This window comes from Microbacterium protaetiae (genome assembly GCF_004135285.1).
Taxonomy (GTDB): domain Bacteria; phylum Actinomycetota; class Actinomycetes; order Actinomycetales; family Microbacteriaceae; genus Microbacterium; species Microbacterium protaetiae.
Window position 1 is genome coordinate 3,149,652 of sequence record NZ_CP035494.1, and the last position, 14,487, is coordinate 3,164,138.

A 14,487-nucleotide genomic window follows, 5' to 3' on the forward strand; every position below is an offset into this window, starting at 1 on the left:
ATGGGCCTGACACGACAGCAGATGGCCGCGCGCGCGGCGCGTGAACTGCCCGACGGCGCGTACGTGAACCTGGGCATCGGACTGCCCACACTCGTGCCCAACTATGTGCCCGAGGGTGTCACTCTCGTGCTGCAGTCCGAGAACGGCATTCTCGGGGTGGGACCGTACCCGACCGAGGAGAACGTCGACCCCGACCTGATCAACGCGGGCAAAGAGACCGTGACGCTCTTGCCCGGTGCGTCGTTCTTCGACTCGGCCACCAGCTTCGGAATGATCCGCGGCGGCAAGATCGACGCCGCCATTCTCGGGGCGATGCAGGTCTCGAAAGGCGGCGACCTGGCCAACTGGATGATCCCCGGCAAGATGGTCAAGGGCCCCGGCGGTGCAATGGATCTCGTCCACGGTGCCGGGCGGCTGATCATCCTCATGGAGCATGTCGCCAAAGACGGTTCGCCGAAGATCGTCGACGAATGCTCGCTGCCGCTGACCGGCCGGGGCGTCGTCGACCGGATCATCACCGACCTGGCCGTCATCGACGTGACCGAGCAGGGACTGGAGCTCGTTGAGCTCGCCCCGGGGGTGACCGTGGACGAGGTGGTGGCGGCCACCGAGCCTCCCCTGAAAATCTCGGCAGCACTCTCAGAAGCAGGCGAGGAGAAACCATGAACACCGATGATGTCGTGATCGTCGCGGCAGCACGCACACCCCAGGGGCGGCTGAAGGGCCAGCTGGCACCGCTGACGGCCGTGCAGCTGGGCAGTGCCGCGATCGCCGGCGCGCTCGAGAAGGGCGCAATACCCGCCGACGCCGTCGACGCGGTACTCGTCGGGCAGGTGCTGCCCGCGGGAGCCGGCCAGAATCCGGCCCGGCAGGCGGCGGTGGGCGCCGGTATTCCGTGGACCGTGCACGCGGGCTCGGTGAACAAGGTCTGCCTTTCGGGGCTGACCGCGATCATCGACGGGGCGCGGATGCTGCGGCTGGGCGACGCGACGGTCGTGGTGGCGGCGGGCATGGAATCGATGACCCGCTCCCCGCACCTTCTGATGGGCTCACGCGACGGCTGGTCGTACGGCACGGTGGAAGTGCTCGACCACATGGCGTACGACGGTCTGACCGACGCTTACGACCACGAGAGCATGGGGGCTTCGACCGACCGGTTGAACGCGACGTTCGCGGTGACCCGCGAGGACCAGGATGCCGTGGCCGCCCGCTCACATCAGCGCGCTGCGGCTGCGTGGGATGCAGGAGTGTTCGACGCTGAGATCGTGCCGGTTTCCATTCCACAGCGCCGGGGCGAGCCGATCCTCGCCGACCGCGACGAGGGGATTCGTCCTGAGACCACCATCGCGTCGCTGGCCACGCTGCGACCGGCCTTTGTCGAGGGTGGGTCCATCACGGCAGGCAATTCGTCGCAGATCTCCGACGGGGCATCCGCCGTCGTCCTCACCACCCGCTCTCATGCCGATGCGCAGGGATGGGACGTGCTGGCGGTGGTCGGGGCGAACGGGCAGGTCGCCGGCCCCGACAACTCGCTGCACGAGCAGCCGGCGCGCGCCATCGCGAAGGCCCTCGACAAGCAGGGCATCACGGTCGCCGATCTCGACGTCGTCGAGATCAACGAGGCGTTCGGGGCGGTCGTGGCCCGCTCGCAACGCGAGCTGGGGCTCAGTGACGACATCGTGAACATCCACGGCGGCGGCATCGCGATCGGTCACCCGATCGGCGCCAGCGGAAACCGCCTGGTCGTGCACATGGTGCACGAGCTGATCCGGCGAGGCAGCGGCACGGCGGCGGTGGCTCTGTGCGGAGGCGGGGGACAGGGCGACGCGCTCATCCTCACGCGGTGACGCGTCTCAGCGCTCGAGTCGTTGCTTCAGATACTTCTTCTCATGACCGGCCACGGGTGAGTCCTCGGGGGCGAGATGCCCGGTGCTCGCGCGGCGGATGTCCACCACGGCGCCGATCGCGAGAGCCGCGGTGATGCCCCAGCTCAGCCACGCGAGGGCGGCGCGCCAGGTGAAGGGCTCGCCGGTGCGAAGGGCCTTGAGCATCGACAGACCGCTTGTGATGGCGCCGATCAGGCCCGTGCCGAAGAGGTACTTGCGCATTGTTCCACGGTAGCGCGCCGTCGGCCATCCTGCCGTGCGTGGCATCCCGCCCGCTGTAGCCTGAGACTCACCGGAGCAATGGAAGGCAGGCCCTGACATGACTCGAGCCGAACTGGTCGTCGTCGCCAACCGTCTCCCCGTCGATCGAGACGACGACGGCGGATGGCGTCCTTCGCCCGGAGGGCTGGTCGCGGCCCTCGAGCCGGTGATGCGCCGCGCCGATGGCGCGTGGGTGGGCTGGCCGGGGCGGGCCGACATGGAGGTCGAGCCGTTCGACTTCGACGGGGTCCGCCTGGTTCCGGTCACCCTCAGCGCGCAAGACGTCGCCGAGTATTACGAAGGCTTCTCCAACGACACCATCTGGCCGCTCTACCACGACGTCATCGCCGCGCCGCGCTACCGCCGAGAGTGGTGGAACTCGTATGTGCAGGTGAACAAGCGGTTTGCGGATGCCGCGGTGGCGGTCGCCGCCAAGAATGCGACAGTGTGGGTGCAGGACTACCAGCTGCAGCTGGTGCCGCAACTTATCCGCGAGCGACGACCCGATCTCACGATCGGCTATTTCCATCACATTCCGTTTCCGGCATACGGGCTGTTCTCACAACTCCCGTGGCGGCGCCAGGTTCTCGAAGGGCTTCTCGGAGCCGACGTCATCGGGTTTCAGCGCACGGCCGACGCCGGCAACTTCGCCCGTGCCGTGCGGCGCCAGCTGCGCTATGAGACCCGGGCCAGCGGCATCCGTGTTCCACGTGCGGAAGGATCCAGCCGGGTCGCTCTGGCCAAGGCGTTCCCCATCTCGATCGATGCGGCCTCGTATGTCGAGTTGGCGCAGCGCGAAGACATCAAGGCCCGCGCCCGCGAGATCCGTGAAGAGCTCGGCAACCCGGAGAAGATCCTTCTGGGCGTGGACCGGCTCGATTACACCAAGGGCATTCGGCACCGCATGAAGGCGTTCGGTGAACTGCTCAGCGAAGATCGTCTCGACGTCGAGCGGGCAACGCTCGTGCAGGTGGCCAGTCCGAGCCGAGAGCGCGTGGCGGCATATGTGCAGCTGCGTGACGAGATCGAGCTGATGGTGGGCCGGGTCAACGGCACGTACGACACGATGGAGCACACGGCCATCCGCTACCTGCACCAGGCGTTTCCCCGTGAAGAGATGGTGGCGCTGTACCTGGCCGCCGATGTGATGCTGGTCACGGCCCTGCGCGACGGGATGAACCTCGTCGCGAAGGAGTACGTGGCCTGTCGCACCGACAACCGTGGCGTGCTGCTGTTGAGCGAATTCACCGGCGCGGCCGACGAGCTCGGCACGGCGATCCGGGTGAATCCGCACGACATCGAAGGCCTCAAAGACGCGATCATGCGCGCCGTCGACATGCCCTCGGCCGAGCAGAGCCGGCGCATGCGCGCCATGCGCAAAAAGGTGCAGGAGCACGACGTGCAGGCGTGGTCCAGAGACTTCCTCGATGCGCTGGCACACGCCGGAAAGGCCGCGGCATCGTGACGGCGAACACCGAGCACGCCCTCACGCGGCTGGCCGCGGCACGACGGCTGCTGCTCGCTCTCGATTTCGACGGGACCCTGTCTCCCCTCGAAGACGAGCCGATGGACGCACGGATGCTGCCGGCCGCACGGTATGCCCTCGACACCTTGAGCGCCCTGCCCTGCACGTGGGTGGCGCTGGTGTCGGGGCGCAGCCTGGCCGACCTGCGCGTGATCGCCGAGCACCGCGACGACTCGCCGATTCTGCTGGCCGGCTCACACGGGGCGGAGTACTGGACGCCCGACGGCGGCGCCGCTGAGCCCGACGAGGATCCGGCCGACATCGTGCTGCGTGATCATCTGCGCGCCGAGGCCGAGCAGGCCGTGCGAGCGCTCCCCGGGGTCTGGATCGAACCGAAGACCTTCGGCTTCGGCGTGCACACCCGCAAGGCGGCGCAGACCGACGGCCAGATGGCCAACGATGCCGTCGACGCTCTCGTGCGCATCGGTGCGCCGCACTGGCGTCGGCGCACCGGCCACAACATCGTCGAGTATGCATTCCGCGATGAGGGCAAAGACAGCGCCGTCGCACATCTGCGCGAGCTCACGCACGCCGACGCGGTGCTGTTCGCCGGCGATGATGTGACCGACGAAGATGCGCTGCGCAGCCTGGCCGACGATGACCTCGGCGTGCACATCGGTGCCGACTCGTCGACGGCGGCGACGGTCGTGGTCGACGACATTCCGCAGTTCGCCGCACTGCTCAGCGAGCTGGCGGCCCGGCGGGGTGAGCGGGGCGGAATAGACTGCGAGCATGTCTGAGGCAGAGATCGATATCAAGCCTCGCAGCCGTGCCGTCACCGACGGCATCGAAGCGACGACGTCGCGGGGAATGCTGCGTGGGGTCGGCATGGGCGATGACGATTGGGACAAGCCCCAGATCGGCATCGCGTCCAGCTGGAACGAGATCACCCCGTGCAACCTGAGCCTGGACCGGCTTGCGCAGGGAGCCAAAGAAGGCGTGCACGCCGGCGGAGGATACCCCCTGCAGTTCGGCACCATCTCAGTCTCGGACGGCATCTCGATGGGACACGAGGGCATGCACTTCTCGCTGGTGAGTCGCGAGGTCATCGCCGACTCCGTCGAGACGGTGGTCATGGCCGAGCGGCTGGACGGCACCGTGCTGCTGGCCGGATGCGACAAGTCGATTCCGGGCATGCTGATGGCCTCGGCGCGACTTGATCTGTCCAGCGTGTTCCTCTACGCCGGATCCATCGCCCCCGGTTGGGTCAAACTCTCCGACGGCACCGAGAAGGAGATCACGATCATCGACTCCTTCGAGGGCGTGGGCGCGTGCATGGCGGGTCGGATGAGCGAGGCGGACCTCAAGCGCATCGAGTGCTCTTTCGCGCCCGGCGAGGGCGCGTGCGGAGGCATGTACACCGCCAACACCATGGCCTCCGTCGCCGAGGCGCTGGGGCTGAGCCTTCCCGGCTCGGCGGCGCCGCCGTCGGCGGACCGGCGACGTGACCAGTTCGCGCACCGCTCCGGTGAGGCGGTTGTCGAACTTCTGCGACAGGGCATCACGACCCGCGACATCCTCACCATCGAAGCGTTCGAGAATGCGGTCGCCCTGGCGATGGCACTCGGCGGGTCGACGAACGTGGTGCTGCACCTGCTGGCCATCGCGCATGAGGCCGATGTCGATCTGACCCTGCACGACTTCAACCGCATCGGCGACAAGGTCCCGCACGTCGCCGACATGAAGCCTTACGGGCAGTTCGTGATGAACGACGTCGACAAGCACGGCGGCATCCCGGTCATCATGAAGGCCATGCTCGATGAGGGTCTGCTGCACGGCGACGCCTTGACGGTGACCGGAAAGACGCTGGCCGAGAACCTCGAGGCGCTGTCACCGGACCCGGTCGACGGCACCGTGATCCACACCTTCGACGACCCGATCCACGCGACCGGCGGACTGACGATTCTGCACGGCTCGTTCGCCCCGGAAGGGGCCGTCGTGAAGACGGCGGGGTTCGATGCGGCGGTCTTCGAGGGACCGGCCCGCGTGTTCGAGCGTGAGCGCGCCGCCATGGACGCGCTGGAGGCGGGGCAGATCAGCGCCGGCGACGTCGTGGTGATCCGCTATGAGGGCCCCAAGGGCGGACCGGGCATGCGCGAGATGCTGGCCATCACCGCGGCCATCAAGGGCGCGGGGCTCGGCAAGGATGTATTACTCTTGACAGACGGTCGATTCTCCGGCGGCACAACCGGCCTGTGCATCGGCCATATAGCACCCGAGGCGGTGGACGCAGGTCCGATCGCCTTCGTGCGCGATGGTGATCTGATACGGGTCGATATCGCGGCTCGCACTCTCGACCTACTCGTCGACGAGACCGAGCTGAGTTCCCGCCGGTCTGGCTGGGAGCCGCTTCCCCCGCGCTACACCCGAGGCGTTCTGGCCAAGTACTCGAAGCTCGTGCATTCCGCCGCGCAAGGCGCGGTGACGAGCTAGGCCGCTGTCGTCATTCCACTCCATCCGATGCAAGGAAGATCCACCATGCCCACAGACACCGCTGCGGCCGTTCCCCGGCCACCCGCCCGCACCGCCTCGGCGCCCGTGCTCACGGGCGCACAGGCGGTCGTCCGTTCCCTTGAGATGCTTGGCGTCACCGACGTCTTCGGCCTTCCCGGCGGCGCTATCCTTCCGGTCTACGACCCGCTCATGGACACGTCCGAGATCCGGCACATCCTGGTGCGCCACGAGCAGGGCGCCGGTCACGCGGCCGAAGGCTACGCGTCGGCATCGGGCAAGGTGGGGGTCGCCATCGCGACCTCGGGTCCCGGGGCGACGAACCTGGTCACGGCGATCGCCGATGCCTACATGGACTCGGTGCCGATGCTGGCCATCACCGGACAGGTGTTCAGCACGCTGATGGGAACCGATGCCTTCCAGGAGGCAGACATCGTCGGCATCACGATGCCGATCACGAAGCACTCTTTTCTGGTCAAGCGGGCCGAAGACATCCCCGGCGCGATAGCGGCGGCATACGAGATCGCCTCGACCGGACGCCCCGGCCCGGTGCTGGTGGACATCACCAAGGACGCCCAGCAGGCCGAGGCGCCGTTCGTCTGGCCGCCCAAGGTCGACCTGCCCGGCTACCGCCCGGTGACCAAGGCGCACGGCAAGCAGATCCAGGCCGCAGCCCGGCTGCTGGCCGAGTCGAGCAAGCCGGTACTGTACGTGGGGGGCGGTGTCGTGCGGGCGGGAGCAGCCCACGAACTGCTCACCCTGGCCGAGTCCACCGGCGCGCCCGTGGTGACCACGCTGATGGCCCGCGGCGCCTTCCCCGACTCGCACACACAGCACCTGGGCATGCCCGGAATGCACGGAACCGTGCCGGCAGTGCTCGCTCTGCAGGAGTCCGACCTCGTCGTGGCGCTGGGGGCCCGGTTCGACGACCGCGTCACCGGAAAGGCCGCGCTGTTCGCACCGAACGCGAAGGTCGTGCACGTCGACATCGACCCGGCCGAGATTTCGAAGATCCGCACCGCCGATGTGCCGATCGTGGGCGACCTGAAGGACGTGCTCGTCGACCTCGACGTCGCCTTCCGCGGGCGCATCGCCGGCGCACAGCCCGACATCGAGGAGTGGTGGTCCTACCTTGACGGTCTGCGCGATCAGTTCCCGCTCGGGTTCGCCCCGACCAGCGACGGACTGCTCTCGCCGCAGCATGTGATCCAGCGCATCGGCGAGCTCACCGGTCCCGAAGCGGTGTATGTCGCCGGCGTGGGCCAACACCAGATGTGGGCCGCCCAGTTCATCAAGTACGAGCGCCCGAACGCCTGGCTGAACTCCGGGGGAGCGGGCACGATGGGCTACTCGGTGCCCGCGGCGATGGGTGCAAAGGTGGGCCAGCCCGATCGCGTCGTGTGGTCGATCGACGGTGACGGATGCTTCCAGATGACCAATCAGGAGCTTGCGACCTGTGTCATCAACAACATTCCGATCAAGGTCGCGATCATCAACAACTCGTCGCTGGGGATGGTGCGCCAGTGGCAGACGCTGTTCTACGACGGGCGTCATTCGCACACCGACCTGAACACCGGGCACGGCTCCATCCATGTTCCCGACTTCGTCAAGCTGGCCGAGGCATACGGGTGTCTGGCCCTGCGCGTGGAGAAGGAAGAAGACGTGGATGCCGCCATCACACAGGCACTGGAGACCAATGACCGCCCCGTGGTCATCGACTTCGTCGTCAGCGCCGATGCGATGGTGTGGCCCATGGTGCCGCAGGGCGTGAGCAACAGCTATGTGCAGTACGCCCGCGATCACGCCCCCGCGTTCGAGTCGGAAGACTGAGGAGGAACCGACATGCCCAACCACGTGCTGAGCCTCCTCGTCGAGGACAAGCCCGGTCTGCTGACCCGTGTCGCGGGGCTGTTCGCCCGTCGCGGCTTCAACATCGCCTCACTCGCCGTGGGCGTCACCGAGGTTCCCGGCCTGTCCCGGATCACGGTGGTGGTCGACGTCGATGAGCAGCCGCTCGAACAGGTGACAAAGCAGCTGAACAAGCTCGTGAACGTCATCAAGATCGTCGAGCTCGACTATGCCGCTTCGGTGCAGCGCGAGCACATGCTCGTCAAGGTGCGCGCCGACAACGCCATCCGCTCGAACGTGCTCGAGGTGGTGAGTCTCTTCCGCGCCTCGGTCGTGGATTACGCCCCCGACGCTGTGGTGATCGAGATCACCGGCGACCAGGGCAAGGTCGACGCCTTCCTGCGCGCGGTCGAGCCGTTCGGTGTGAAAGAGCTCGCCCAGTCGGGCCTGGTCGCCATCGGCCGGGGCGGCAAGAGCATCACCGAACGCGTCTTGCGCGGCTGATTCCCACTCACAGACCACAAAGAAGGAGAAAGACGAAGTGACAACTGAGATCTTCCACGACGCCGACGCCGACCTGTCCATCATTCAGGGCAAGAAGGTCGCGATCGTCGGCTACGGCTCCCAGGGCCACGCACACGCGCTGAACCTGCGCGACTCGGGCGTCGAGGTCGTCATCGCGCTCAAGGACGGCTCGAAGTCGATCCAGAAGGCGCAGGATGCCGGTTTCGAGGTCAAGACGGTCGCCGAGGCGGCCGACTGGGCCGACGTCATCGTGATCCTCGCGCCCGACCAGCACCAGCGCGGCATCTACGCCGACTCGATCAAGGACCACCTGACGGCCGGCAAGACACTGCTGTTCGCGCACGGGTTCAACATCCGATTCGGCTACATCCAGGCGCCCGAGGGCGTCGACGTCATCATGGTCGCGCCCAAGGGGCCCGGACACACCGTGCGCCGCGAGTACGAGGCAGGCCGCGGCGTGCCGATCATCGCCGCTGTCGAGGTCGATGCATCCGGCACCGCGTGGGACACCGCGTGGTCGTACGCCAAGGCGATCGGCGGCCTGCGCGCCGGCGGCATCAAGACCACGTTCACCGAAGAGACCGAGACCGATCTGTTCGGTGAGCAGGCTGTGCTGTGCGGCGGTATGTCGCACCTCGTGCAGTACGGCTTCGAGACGCTGGTCGAAGCCGGCTACCAGCCGCAGATCGCCTACTTCGAGGTTCTGCACGAGCTCAAGCTCATCGTCGACCTGATGTGGGAGGGCGGCATCGCCAAGCAGCGCTGGTCGATCTCCGACACCGCCGAGTACGGCGACTACGTCTCGGGCCCGCGCGTGATCGACCCGCACGTGAAGGAGAACATGAAGGCCGTGCTCTCCGACATCCAGTCGGGTGCCTTCGCGCAGCGGTTCATCGACGATCAGGATGCCGGTGCTCCCGAGTTCACGCAGCTGCGTGCCAAGGAGGAGCAGCACCCCATCGAGGCCGTCGGCCGCGAACTGCGGGCGCTGTTCGCCTGGAAGCAGCAGGACGAGGACTACACCGACGGCTCGGCCGCACGCTGAGTCCACGTGAGAGAAGGGCCGGGGGAGCGATCCTCCGGCCCTTCGCGATGCGGTGGGTGTCTTAGACTTTGCCGCATGGCACCCGACCCCCACACGCCCGACGACGACGACGCCCTGCGCTGGGACGGCGACGACGAGCCGCAGACGGTGCTGCCGGCCGGCTGGGTCGCCAAGGGCAAGGGCGCGGAACGGGTGACCTCGACGGACGATCAGACACAGGATGCCGCATCCGACGCCTCATCTGCGGCGGGTATCGCCCCTGTCGATGACGCCGTTGACGCTGTCGACGAGGCGGGGTCCGCTGCACTGGGCAACGCCGCTCTCATCGGACTGGGAGTTCTGGGCGGTGTGTATCTGCTGTTCACGATCGGATGGATCATCGGCGGTCTGCGGCTGCAGGGTGTGGCGACCTACCTGGTCAGCCCTGCGGCATCCGTTCCAGCGGTCTGGCTGGCGGCGTTGGCTCCGGTCATCTGGTTCGGCACGACGCTGTGGTTGACACGCCGCACCCGAACCTGGCTGCGCTTCACGTGGCTGATCGTCGGGGCGGTGCTTCTGGTGCCGTGGCCGTTCGCACTGCTGGGCGGGATGGGCCAATGAGCGGGGGAGCGGTGAGCACGAGGCAGATGCCGACATGGGTCGTGGCCGTCATCGCGGGCGGCTTCGGCTTGTTCTACGCGTACGCCGTATGGAACGCCGTCGCATTCCTCATCGCGCAGGCCACCGGGCCGCTGGGGCTCAACGGCGCAGGGTGGGCGCTGCTGCTGTTCGCCGCCGTGTTCCCGATCGTCGTGTTCGCGGCGGCGTTGGCGCTCGGGCTGCGGCGCACTCCGCTCGCGCTGGCGCTGGTGATGCTGTGCGGACTCGGACTCGTGGCGGTGTTCTGGCTGAATGTGATCGCCTACTCGCTCGTGGGTGGGGCCGGCCTCGTGGGGGCGGGACGCGTCACACTGTCGGGAGCGCGCATGCGAGCACGGTAGGCTGTTCAGCGTCTCGCCCCGAAGGCGTGCGGCGCGGCATCTCCGTCATCATCGCCGTCGCGCGCCGTGCGCGATGCGCCGTCCCGAAGGGTCTCGTATGACCAAGCCTGTCGTCCTTCTCGCCGAGCAGCTCTCTCCCGCGACCGTTGATGCCCTCGGTCCGGACTTCGAGATCCGAGAGGTCGACGGAACCGATCGTTCGGCTCTGCTGTCGGCACTGGCCGATGCCGATGCCGTGCTGATCAGGTCGGCGACGAAGATGGACGCCGAGGCGATCGCCGCCGGGAGCCGGCTCAAGGTCATCGCCCGCGCCGGTGTGGGGCTGGACAACGTCGACATCAAGGCGGCGACTGCGGCGGGTGTCATGGTCGTCAACGCCCCCACCTCCAACATCATCTCGGCCGCCGAGCTGACCATCGCCCACATTCTGGGGCTGGCCCGCCACATTCCCTCCGCCGATGCCTCGCTGGCCCGCGGGGAGTGGAAGCGCAGCGCGTACACCGGCATCGAGCTGTTCGACAAGACCGTCGGCATCGTCGGGCTGGGGCGAATCGGCACTCTCATCACCGAGCGTCTGCGCGCGTTCGGCGTGCGTGTGATCGGCTACGACCCGTATGTCACCCCCGCCCGGGCCCAGCAGCTGCAGGTCGAGCTGCTGCCCCTGGACGATGTGCTGCGCCAGAGCGACTTCGTCACTGTGCACATGCCGAAGACGCCCGAGACGACGGGCATGATCAGCACCGCCCAGCTTGCGCTGATGAAGCCGACCGCGTATGTCGTCAACGTTGCGCGCGGTGGTCTCATCGATGAAGACGCGCTTTTCGAGGCGCTGACGAACAACGTGATCGCCGGTGCGGCCATCGACGTGTTCACGAGCGAGCCCCCCGCCCAGGGCGGTTCGGCCCAGCGTCTGCTCGGACTGCCGAACATCGTGGTCACCCCCCACCTGGGTGCCTCCACCGGCGAGGCGCAGGAGAAGGCCGGCGTATCGGTGGCACGGTCGGTCAAGCTCGCCCTCGAGGGCGATCTCGTGCCCGATGCCGTCAACGTCGCCGGGGGAGTCATCGACCCGTTCGTGCGTCCCGGTATCGCCCTCGTCGAGATGCTCGGCCAGTTCTTCACCGGGCTGACCGAGGGCGCGCTGACCAGTCTCGACATCGAGGTGCGCGGTGAGCTGGCCGCCTACGACGTGAGCGTGTACCGCCTGGCCGCGCTCAAGGGCATCTTCACCAACATCGTCAGCGAGAACGTGTCGTATGTGAATGCGCCGTTGTTCGCGGAACAGCGCGGCATCGAGACACGCCTGATCGTCGAGGCCGACAGCCCGCTGTACCGCAACATCACGATCCTGCGCGGCTCGCTCTCCGACGGCACGGTGCTGTCGGTGGCCGGCACCCTGGCCGGCACGCGCATGGTGCCCAAGGTCGTGGGCATCAACGACTACGAGATCGAAGTGCCCTTCGAGCGGTACCACCTGGTCATGCGTTACGCCGACAAGCCCGGCATCGTCGCCATCTACGGGCAGCTGCTCGGCGACGCCGGCATCAACATCGAGGGACTCCAGGTGGCGCACCCCGACAGCAGTGGTCGGGCGCTGTCGATTCTCACCGTCGATTCGCCGGTACCCGACGAGCTCGTCGAGCAGATCCGCGACGCTATCGACGCCGACCTGCTGCGTCAGATCGAGATCGCCGAGGCCTGACCGCTCGCGGGCTGCGCCGCAGCAGCGGTCAGCGCGCGGCGAGCTGCTCGAGCAGGGAGACGAGCCGGTTCATCGCTGCGTCGCGCAACACCGGGCCGGATGCGGCCGGATCGAGCAGATTGTTGAAGTAGAGACCGTCTGACGCGAGCAGGACGAGATCGAGTGCGGTCTCGTCGCGCACGTGCGGGCGCACAGCATCGGCCCAGCGGCGGCGGGCCTCATGCAGCGCCGCACTGGCCGGCGCGCTGCCGCCCTGAGCGAGCCTCGACACGGCGAGCATCGCGCGGTCCAGGGGCGCCCCGGTCATCACCGACGTTCGGATGAAGTGCGCGATGGCGGCGTCGCCCGCGGCGATGATCTCTGCCACATCGGCGTCGACGAGTGCGACCAGGCGCTCGATCAAGCCTGCCTCCAGCGCCTCTTTCGAGCCGAAGTGATAGAGCAGCCCACCCTTCGACACGGCGGCCGCGCGGGCCGTGGCATCCATCGTCGCCGCCTTCTCACCCCGGGTGATCAGGATCTGCTCGAACGCGTCGAGGACGCTTTCGCGTGCGCGGGGCGGTCGACTCATGGTCTTGATCGTATCGACGAGTGGGGTCAGCTCGTGATACTGTACCAACTGGCCGGTATAGTATCGTTCGCCCGGCTGGGAGCCTCATGACGACGCAGACAGCCACCACCACCCCGTACCGTCCGCATCTGCGGGCCGGTCGTCGCGCCTGGGCGGCGCTGGCCGTGTTGATGCTTCCGGTGCTGCTGGTCTCGGTCGACAACACCGTGCTCAGTTTCGCGTTGCCCGAGATAGCGCTCGATCTGCAGCCGACCAGCGCGCAGCAGCTCTGGATCATCGACGTGTACTCGCTGGTGCTCGCCGCGCTGCTTGTCACGATGGGCACACTCGGCGACCGTTTCGGCAGACGACGGATGCTGCTGATCGGTGCGACCGGCTTCGCGCTGGTCTCTGCGGCGTCGGCCTTCGCCCCGAGCGCGGGATGGCTGATCGCGGGGCGAGCAACGATGGCCGTGTTCGGCGCGATGCTGATGCCCGCCACGCTGTCGCTGATCCGCAGTATCTTCGTCTACCGAGCGCAGCGCCGCGTGGCCATCGCCATCTGGGCGGCGATGTTCTCTGCCGGGGCGGCACTCGGGCCCGTCGTCGGGGGTCTGCTGCTGGAGCGTTTCGCGTGGGGAGCGGTGTTCCTCATGGCCGTGCCGGTGCTGATCCCGCTGCTGTTGTGTGCGCCGCTGCTGGTGCCCGAGAGCCGTGACCCGCGGCCCGGGCGCGTCGATCCGATCAGCATTCTGCTGTCGGTGGGTGCCATGGTGCCGGTCGTCTACGCCGTCAAAGAGCTGGCAGTGTACGGCTTCAGCGGCCCGGTGGTCGGGCTGTTGCTGGCCGGCGGTGCGTGCGGGGTGCTGTTCGTGCGCCGCCAGCAGCGCGCACAGACGCCGATGCTCGATATGGCGCTGTTCCGCAGCCGCATGTTCACCGGTGCGCTGCTGGTGAACCTCTTGAGCGTGCTGGCGCTGGTCGGGTTTCTGTTCTTCGTCTCGCAGCATCTGCAGTTGATCCTGGGGCTTTCGCCGCTGCAGGCGGGCCTGGCCCTCGTCCCCTCGCTCGTGGCGATGATCACTGCGGGTCTGCTGGTCGTGCCGATCTCGTCGCGGATCTCCCCCCGCGTCGTGATCCCCGTGGCCCTTGCGTTCTCTGCCGGTGGCTACGTCGCGGTCGCGCTGACCACAGGTCCCGACGTGCTGCTGCCCATCGTCGTGGCCGCCGTGAGCCTGGGCATCGGCATCGGCGCCGCCGAGACCGTCTCGAACGAGCTGATCCTCACCGCGGCCCCGGTCGAGAAGGCGGGCGCAGCCAGCGCTGTCTCAGAGACCGCTTACGAGGTCGGCACGGTCCTGGGCACCTCGATCATCGGCGGGCTGCTCACGGCCGTGTATCGCGGCGCCATCGTCGTCCCCAGTGGCGTTCCCGACGCGTGGGTGGCTCCCGCGCGCGAGACGCTCGCCGGTGCCATCGCGGTGGCCGACGAACTCGGTGGAGAGGTCGGTACCGCGCTGCGGGATGCCGCGGCGGCCGCCTTCGACGCGGGTGTCGGGGTGACCGCCTTCATCGGGGCGGGTCTGATGGCGATCGCGGCGGTGCTCGCTGCGATCATGCTCACACCCTCGCGTGGCCGTCACGCGGTGAGGCCGATGCCGGCACGTCGGTAGGCTGGAAGAGGCGCACGGTCGCTGCCCGGCGGCGCGGCGCC

General features: G+C 67.8%; 13 protein-coding genes and 1 pseudogene. 12 read left to right on the forward strand and 2 right to left on the reverse strand.

Annotated features, from left to right (window positions below):
• Both ET475_RS14590 and ET475_RS14595 read left to right on the forward strand, forming a co-directional pair.
• Positions 1 to 666: a CoA transferase subunit B gene (locus tag ET475_RS14590; RefSeq protein WP_207205362.1), complete on the forward strand. Its 666-nt coding sequence runs from the start codon at positions 1 to 3 to the stop codon at positions 664 to 666.
• Positions 663 to 1,847 carry an acetyl-CoA C-acetyltransferase gene (locus ET475_RS14595; protein ID WP_129391844.1) on the forward strand — a complete coding sequence of 395 codons (1,185 nt, stop codon included), beginning with the start codon at positions 663 to 665 and terminating at the stop codon, positions 1,845 to 1,847. Before ET475_RS14590 ends, ET475_RS14595 begins: the two co-directional genes overlap by 4 nt.
• Before the next feature lie 6 nt (positions 1,848 to 1,853).
• Here the strand turns inward: ET475_RS14595 and ET475_RS14600 are convergent, their stop codons facing one another.
• Positions 1,854 to 2,108 (reverse strand): hypothetical protein, encoded by a 255-nt coding sequence (locus ET475_RS14600; RefSeq protein WP_129391847.1) that lies wholly within the window; start codon positions 2,106 to 2,108, stop codon positions 1,854 to 1,856.
• A gap of 97 nt (positions 2,109 to 2,205) precedes the next feature.
• On the opposite strand from ET475_RS14600, the gene otsA reads away from it, so the two are divergent.
• From otsA to serA, 9 genes and pseudogenes are all read left to right on the forward strand, one after another.
• Positions 2,206 to 3,612 carry an alpha,alpha-trehalose-phosphate synthase (UDP-forming) gene (otsA, locus tag ET475_RS14605; RefSeq protein ID WP_129391851.1) on the forward strand — a complete coding sequence of 469 codons (1,407 nt, stop codon included), beginning with the start codon at positions 2,206 to 2,208 and terminating at the stop codon, positions 3,610 to 3,612.
• Positions 3,609 to 4,412: a trehalose-phosphatase gene (otsB, locus tag ET475_RS14610; protein ID WP_129391854.1), complete on the forward strand. Its 804-nt coding sequence runs from the start codon at positions 3,609 to 3,611 to the stop codon at positions 4,410 to 4,412. Before otsA ends, otsB begins: the two co-directional genes overlap by 4 nt.
• Positions 4,405 to 6,105 (forward strand): dihydroxy-acid dehydratase, encoded by a 1,701-nt coding sequence (gene ilvD, locus ET475_RS14615; RefSeq protein WP_129391857.1) that lies wholly within the window; start codon positions 4,405 to 4,407, stop codon positions 6,103 to 6,105. The genes otsB and ilvD overlap by 8 nt, the downstream gene beginning before the upstream one ends.
• Before the next feature lie 45 nt (positions 6,106 to 6,150).
• Positions 6,151 to 7,953, forward strand: coding sequence for an acetolactate synthase large subunit (locus tag ET475_RS14620; protein ID WP_129391860.1), 1,803 nt, complete (start codon positions 6,151 to 6,153; stop codon positions 7,951 to 7,953).
• A 12-nt stretch (positions 7,954 to 7,965) separates the two neighbouring features.
• Positions 7,966 to 8,475, forward strand: a complete 510-nt coding sequence (ilvN, locus tag ET475_RS14625) for an acetolactate synthase small subunit (protein ID WP_129391863.1) — start codon at positions 7,966 to 7,968, stop codon at positions 8,473 to 8,475.
• 31 nt (positions 8,476 to 8,506) lie between these two features.
• Positions 8,507 to 9,541, forward strand: a pseudogene (gene ilvC / locus ET475_RS14630) (ketol-acid reductoisomerase); the annotation flags it as partial.
• Between the two features lie 75 nt (positions 9,542 to 9,616).
• Positions 9,617 to 10,141 carry a DNA polymerase III subunit gamma/tau gene (locus ET475_RS14635; protein WP_129391869.1) on the forward strand — a complete coding sequence of 175 codons (525 nt, stop codon included), beginning with the start codon at positions 9,617 to 9,619 and terminating at the stop codon, positions 10,139 to 10,141.
• Between the two features lie 11 nt (positions 10,142 to 10,152).
• On the forward strand, positions 10,153 to 10,521 hold the full coding sequence (locus tag ET475_RS14640) for a hypothetical protein (protein ID WP_242497657.1): 369 nt from the start codon (positions 10,153 to 10,155) through the stop codon (positions 10,519 to 10,521).
• 97 nt (positions 10,522 to 10,618) lie between these two features.
• Positions 10,619 to 12,223: a phosphoglycerate dehydrogenase gene (gene serA / locus ET475_RS14645; RefSeq protein ID WP_129391872.1), complete on the forward strand. Its 1,605-nt coding sequence runs from the start codon at positions 10,619 to 10,621 to the stop codon at positions 12,221 to 12,223.
• Between the two features lie 28 nt (positions 12,224 to 12,251).
• Here the strand turns inward: serA and ET475_RS14650 are convergent, their stop codons facing one another.
• Positions 12,252 to 12,794 (reverse strand): TetR/AcrR family transcriptional regulator, encoded by a 543-nt coding sequence (locus ET475_RS14650; RefSeq protein WP_129391875.1) that lies wholly within the window; start codon positions 12,792 to 12,794, stop codon positions 12,252 to 12,254.
• 86 nt (positions 12,795 to 12,880) lie between these two features.
• Between ET475_RS14650 and ET475_RS14655 the strand changes: the two genes are divergently transcribed.
• Positions 12,881 to 14,446 (forward strand): MFS transporter, encoded by a 1,566-nt coding sequence (locus tag ET475_RS14655; RefSeq protein WP_129391878.1) that lies wholly within the window; start codon positions 12,881 to 12,883, stop codon positions 14,444 to 14,446.
• Positions 14,447 to 14,487: the final 41 nt, after the last annotated feature.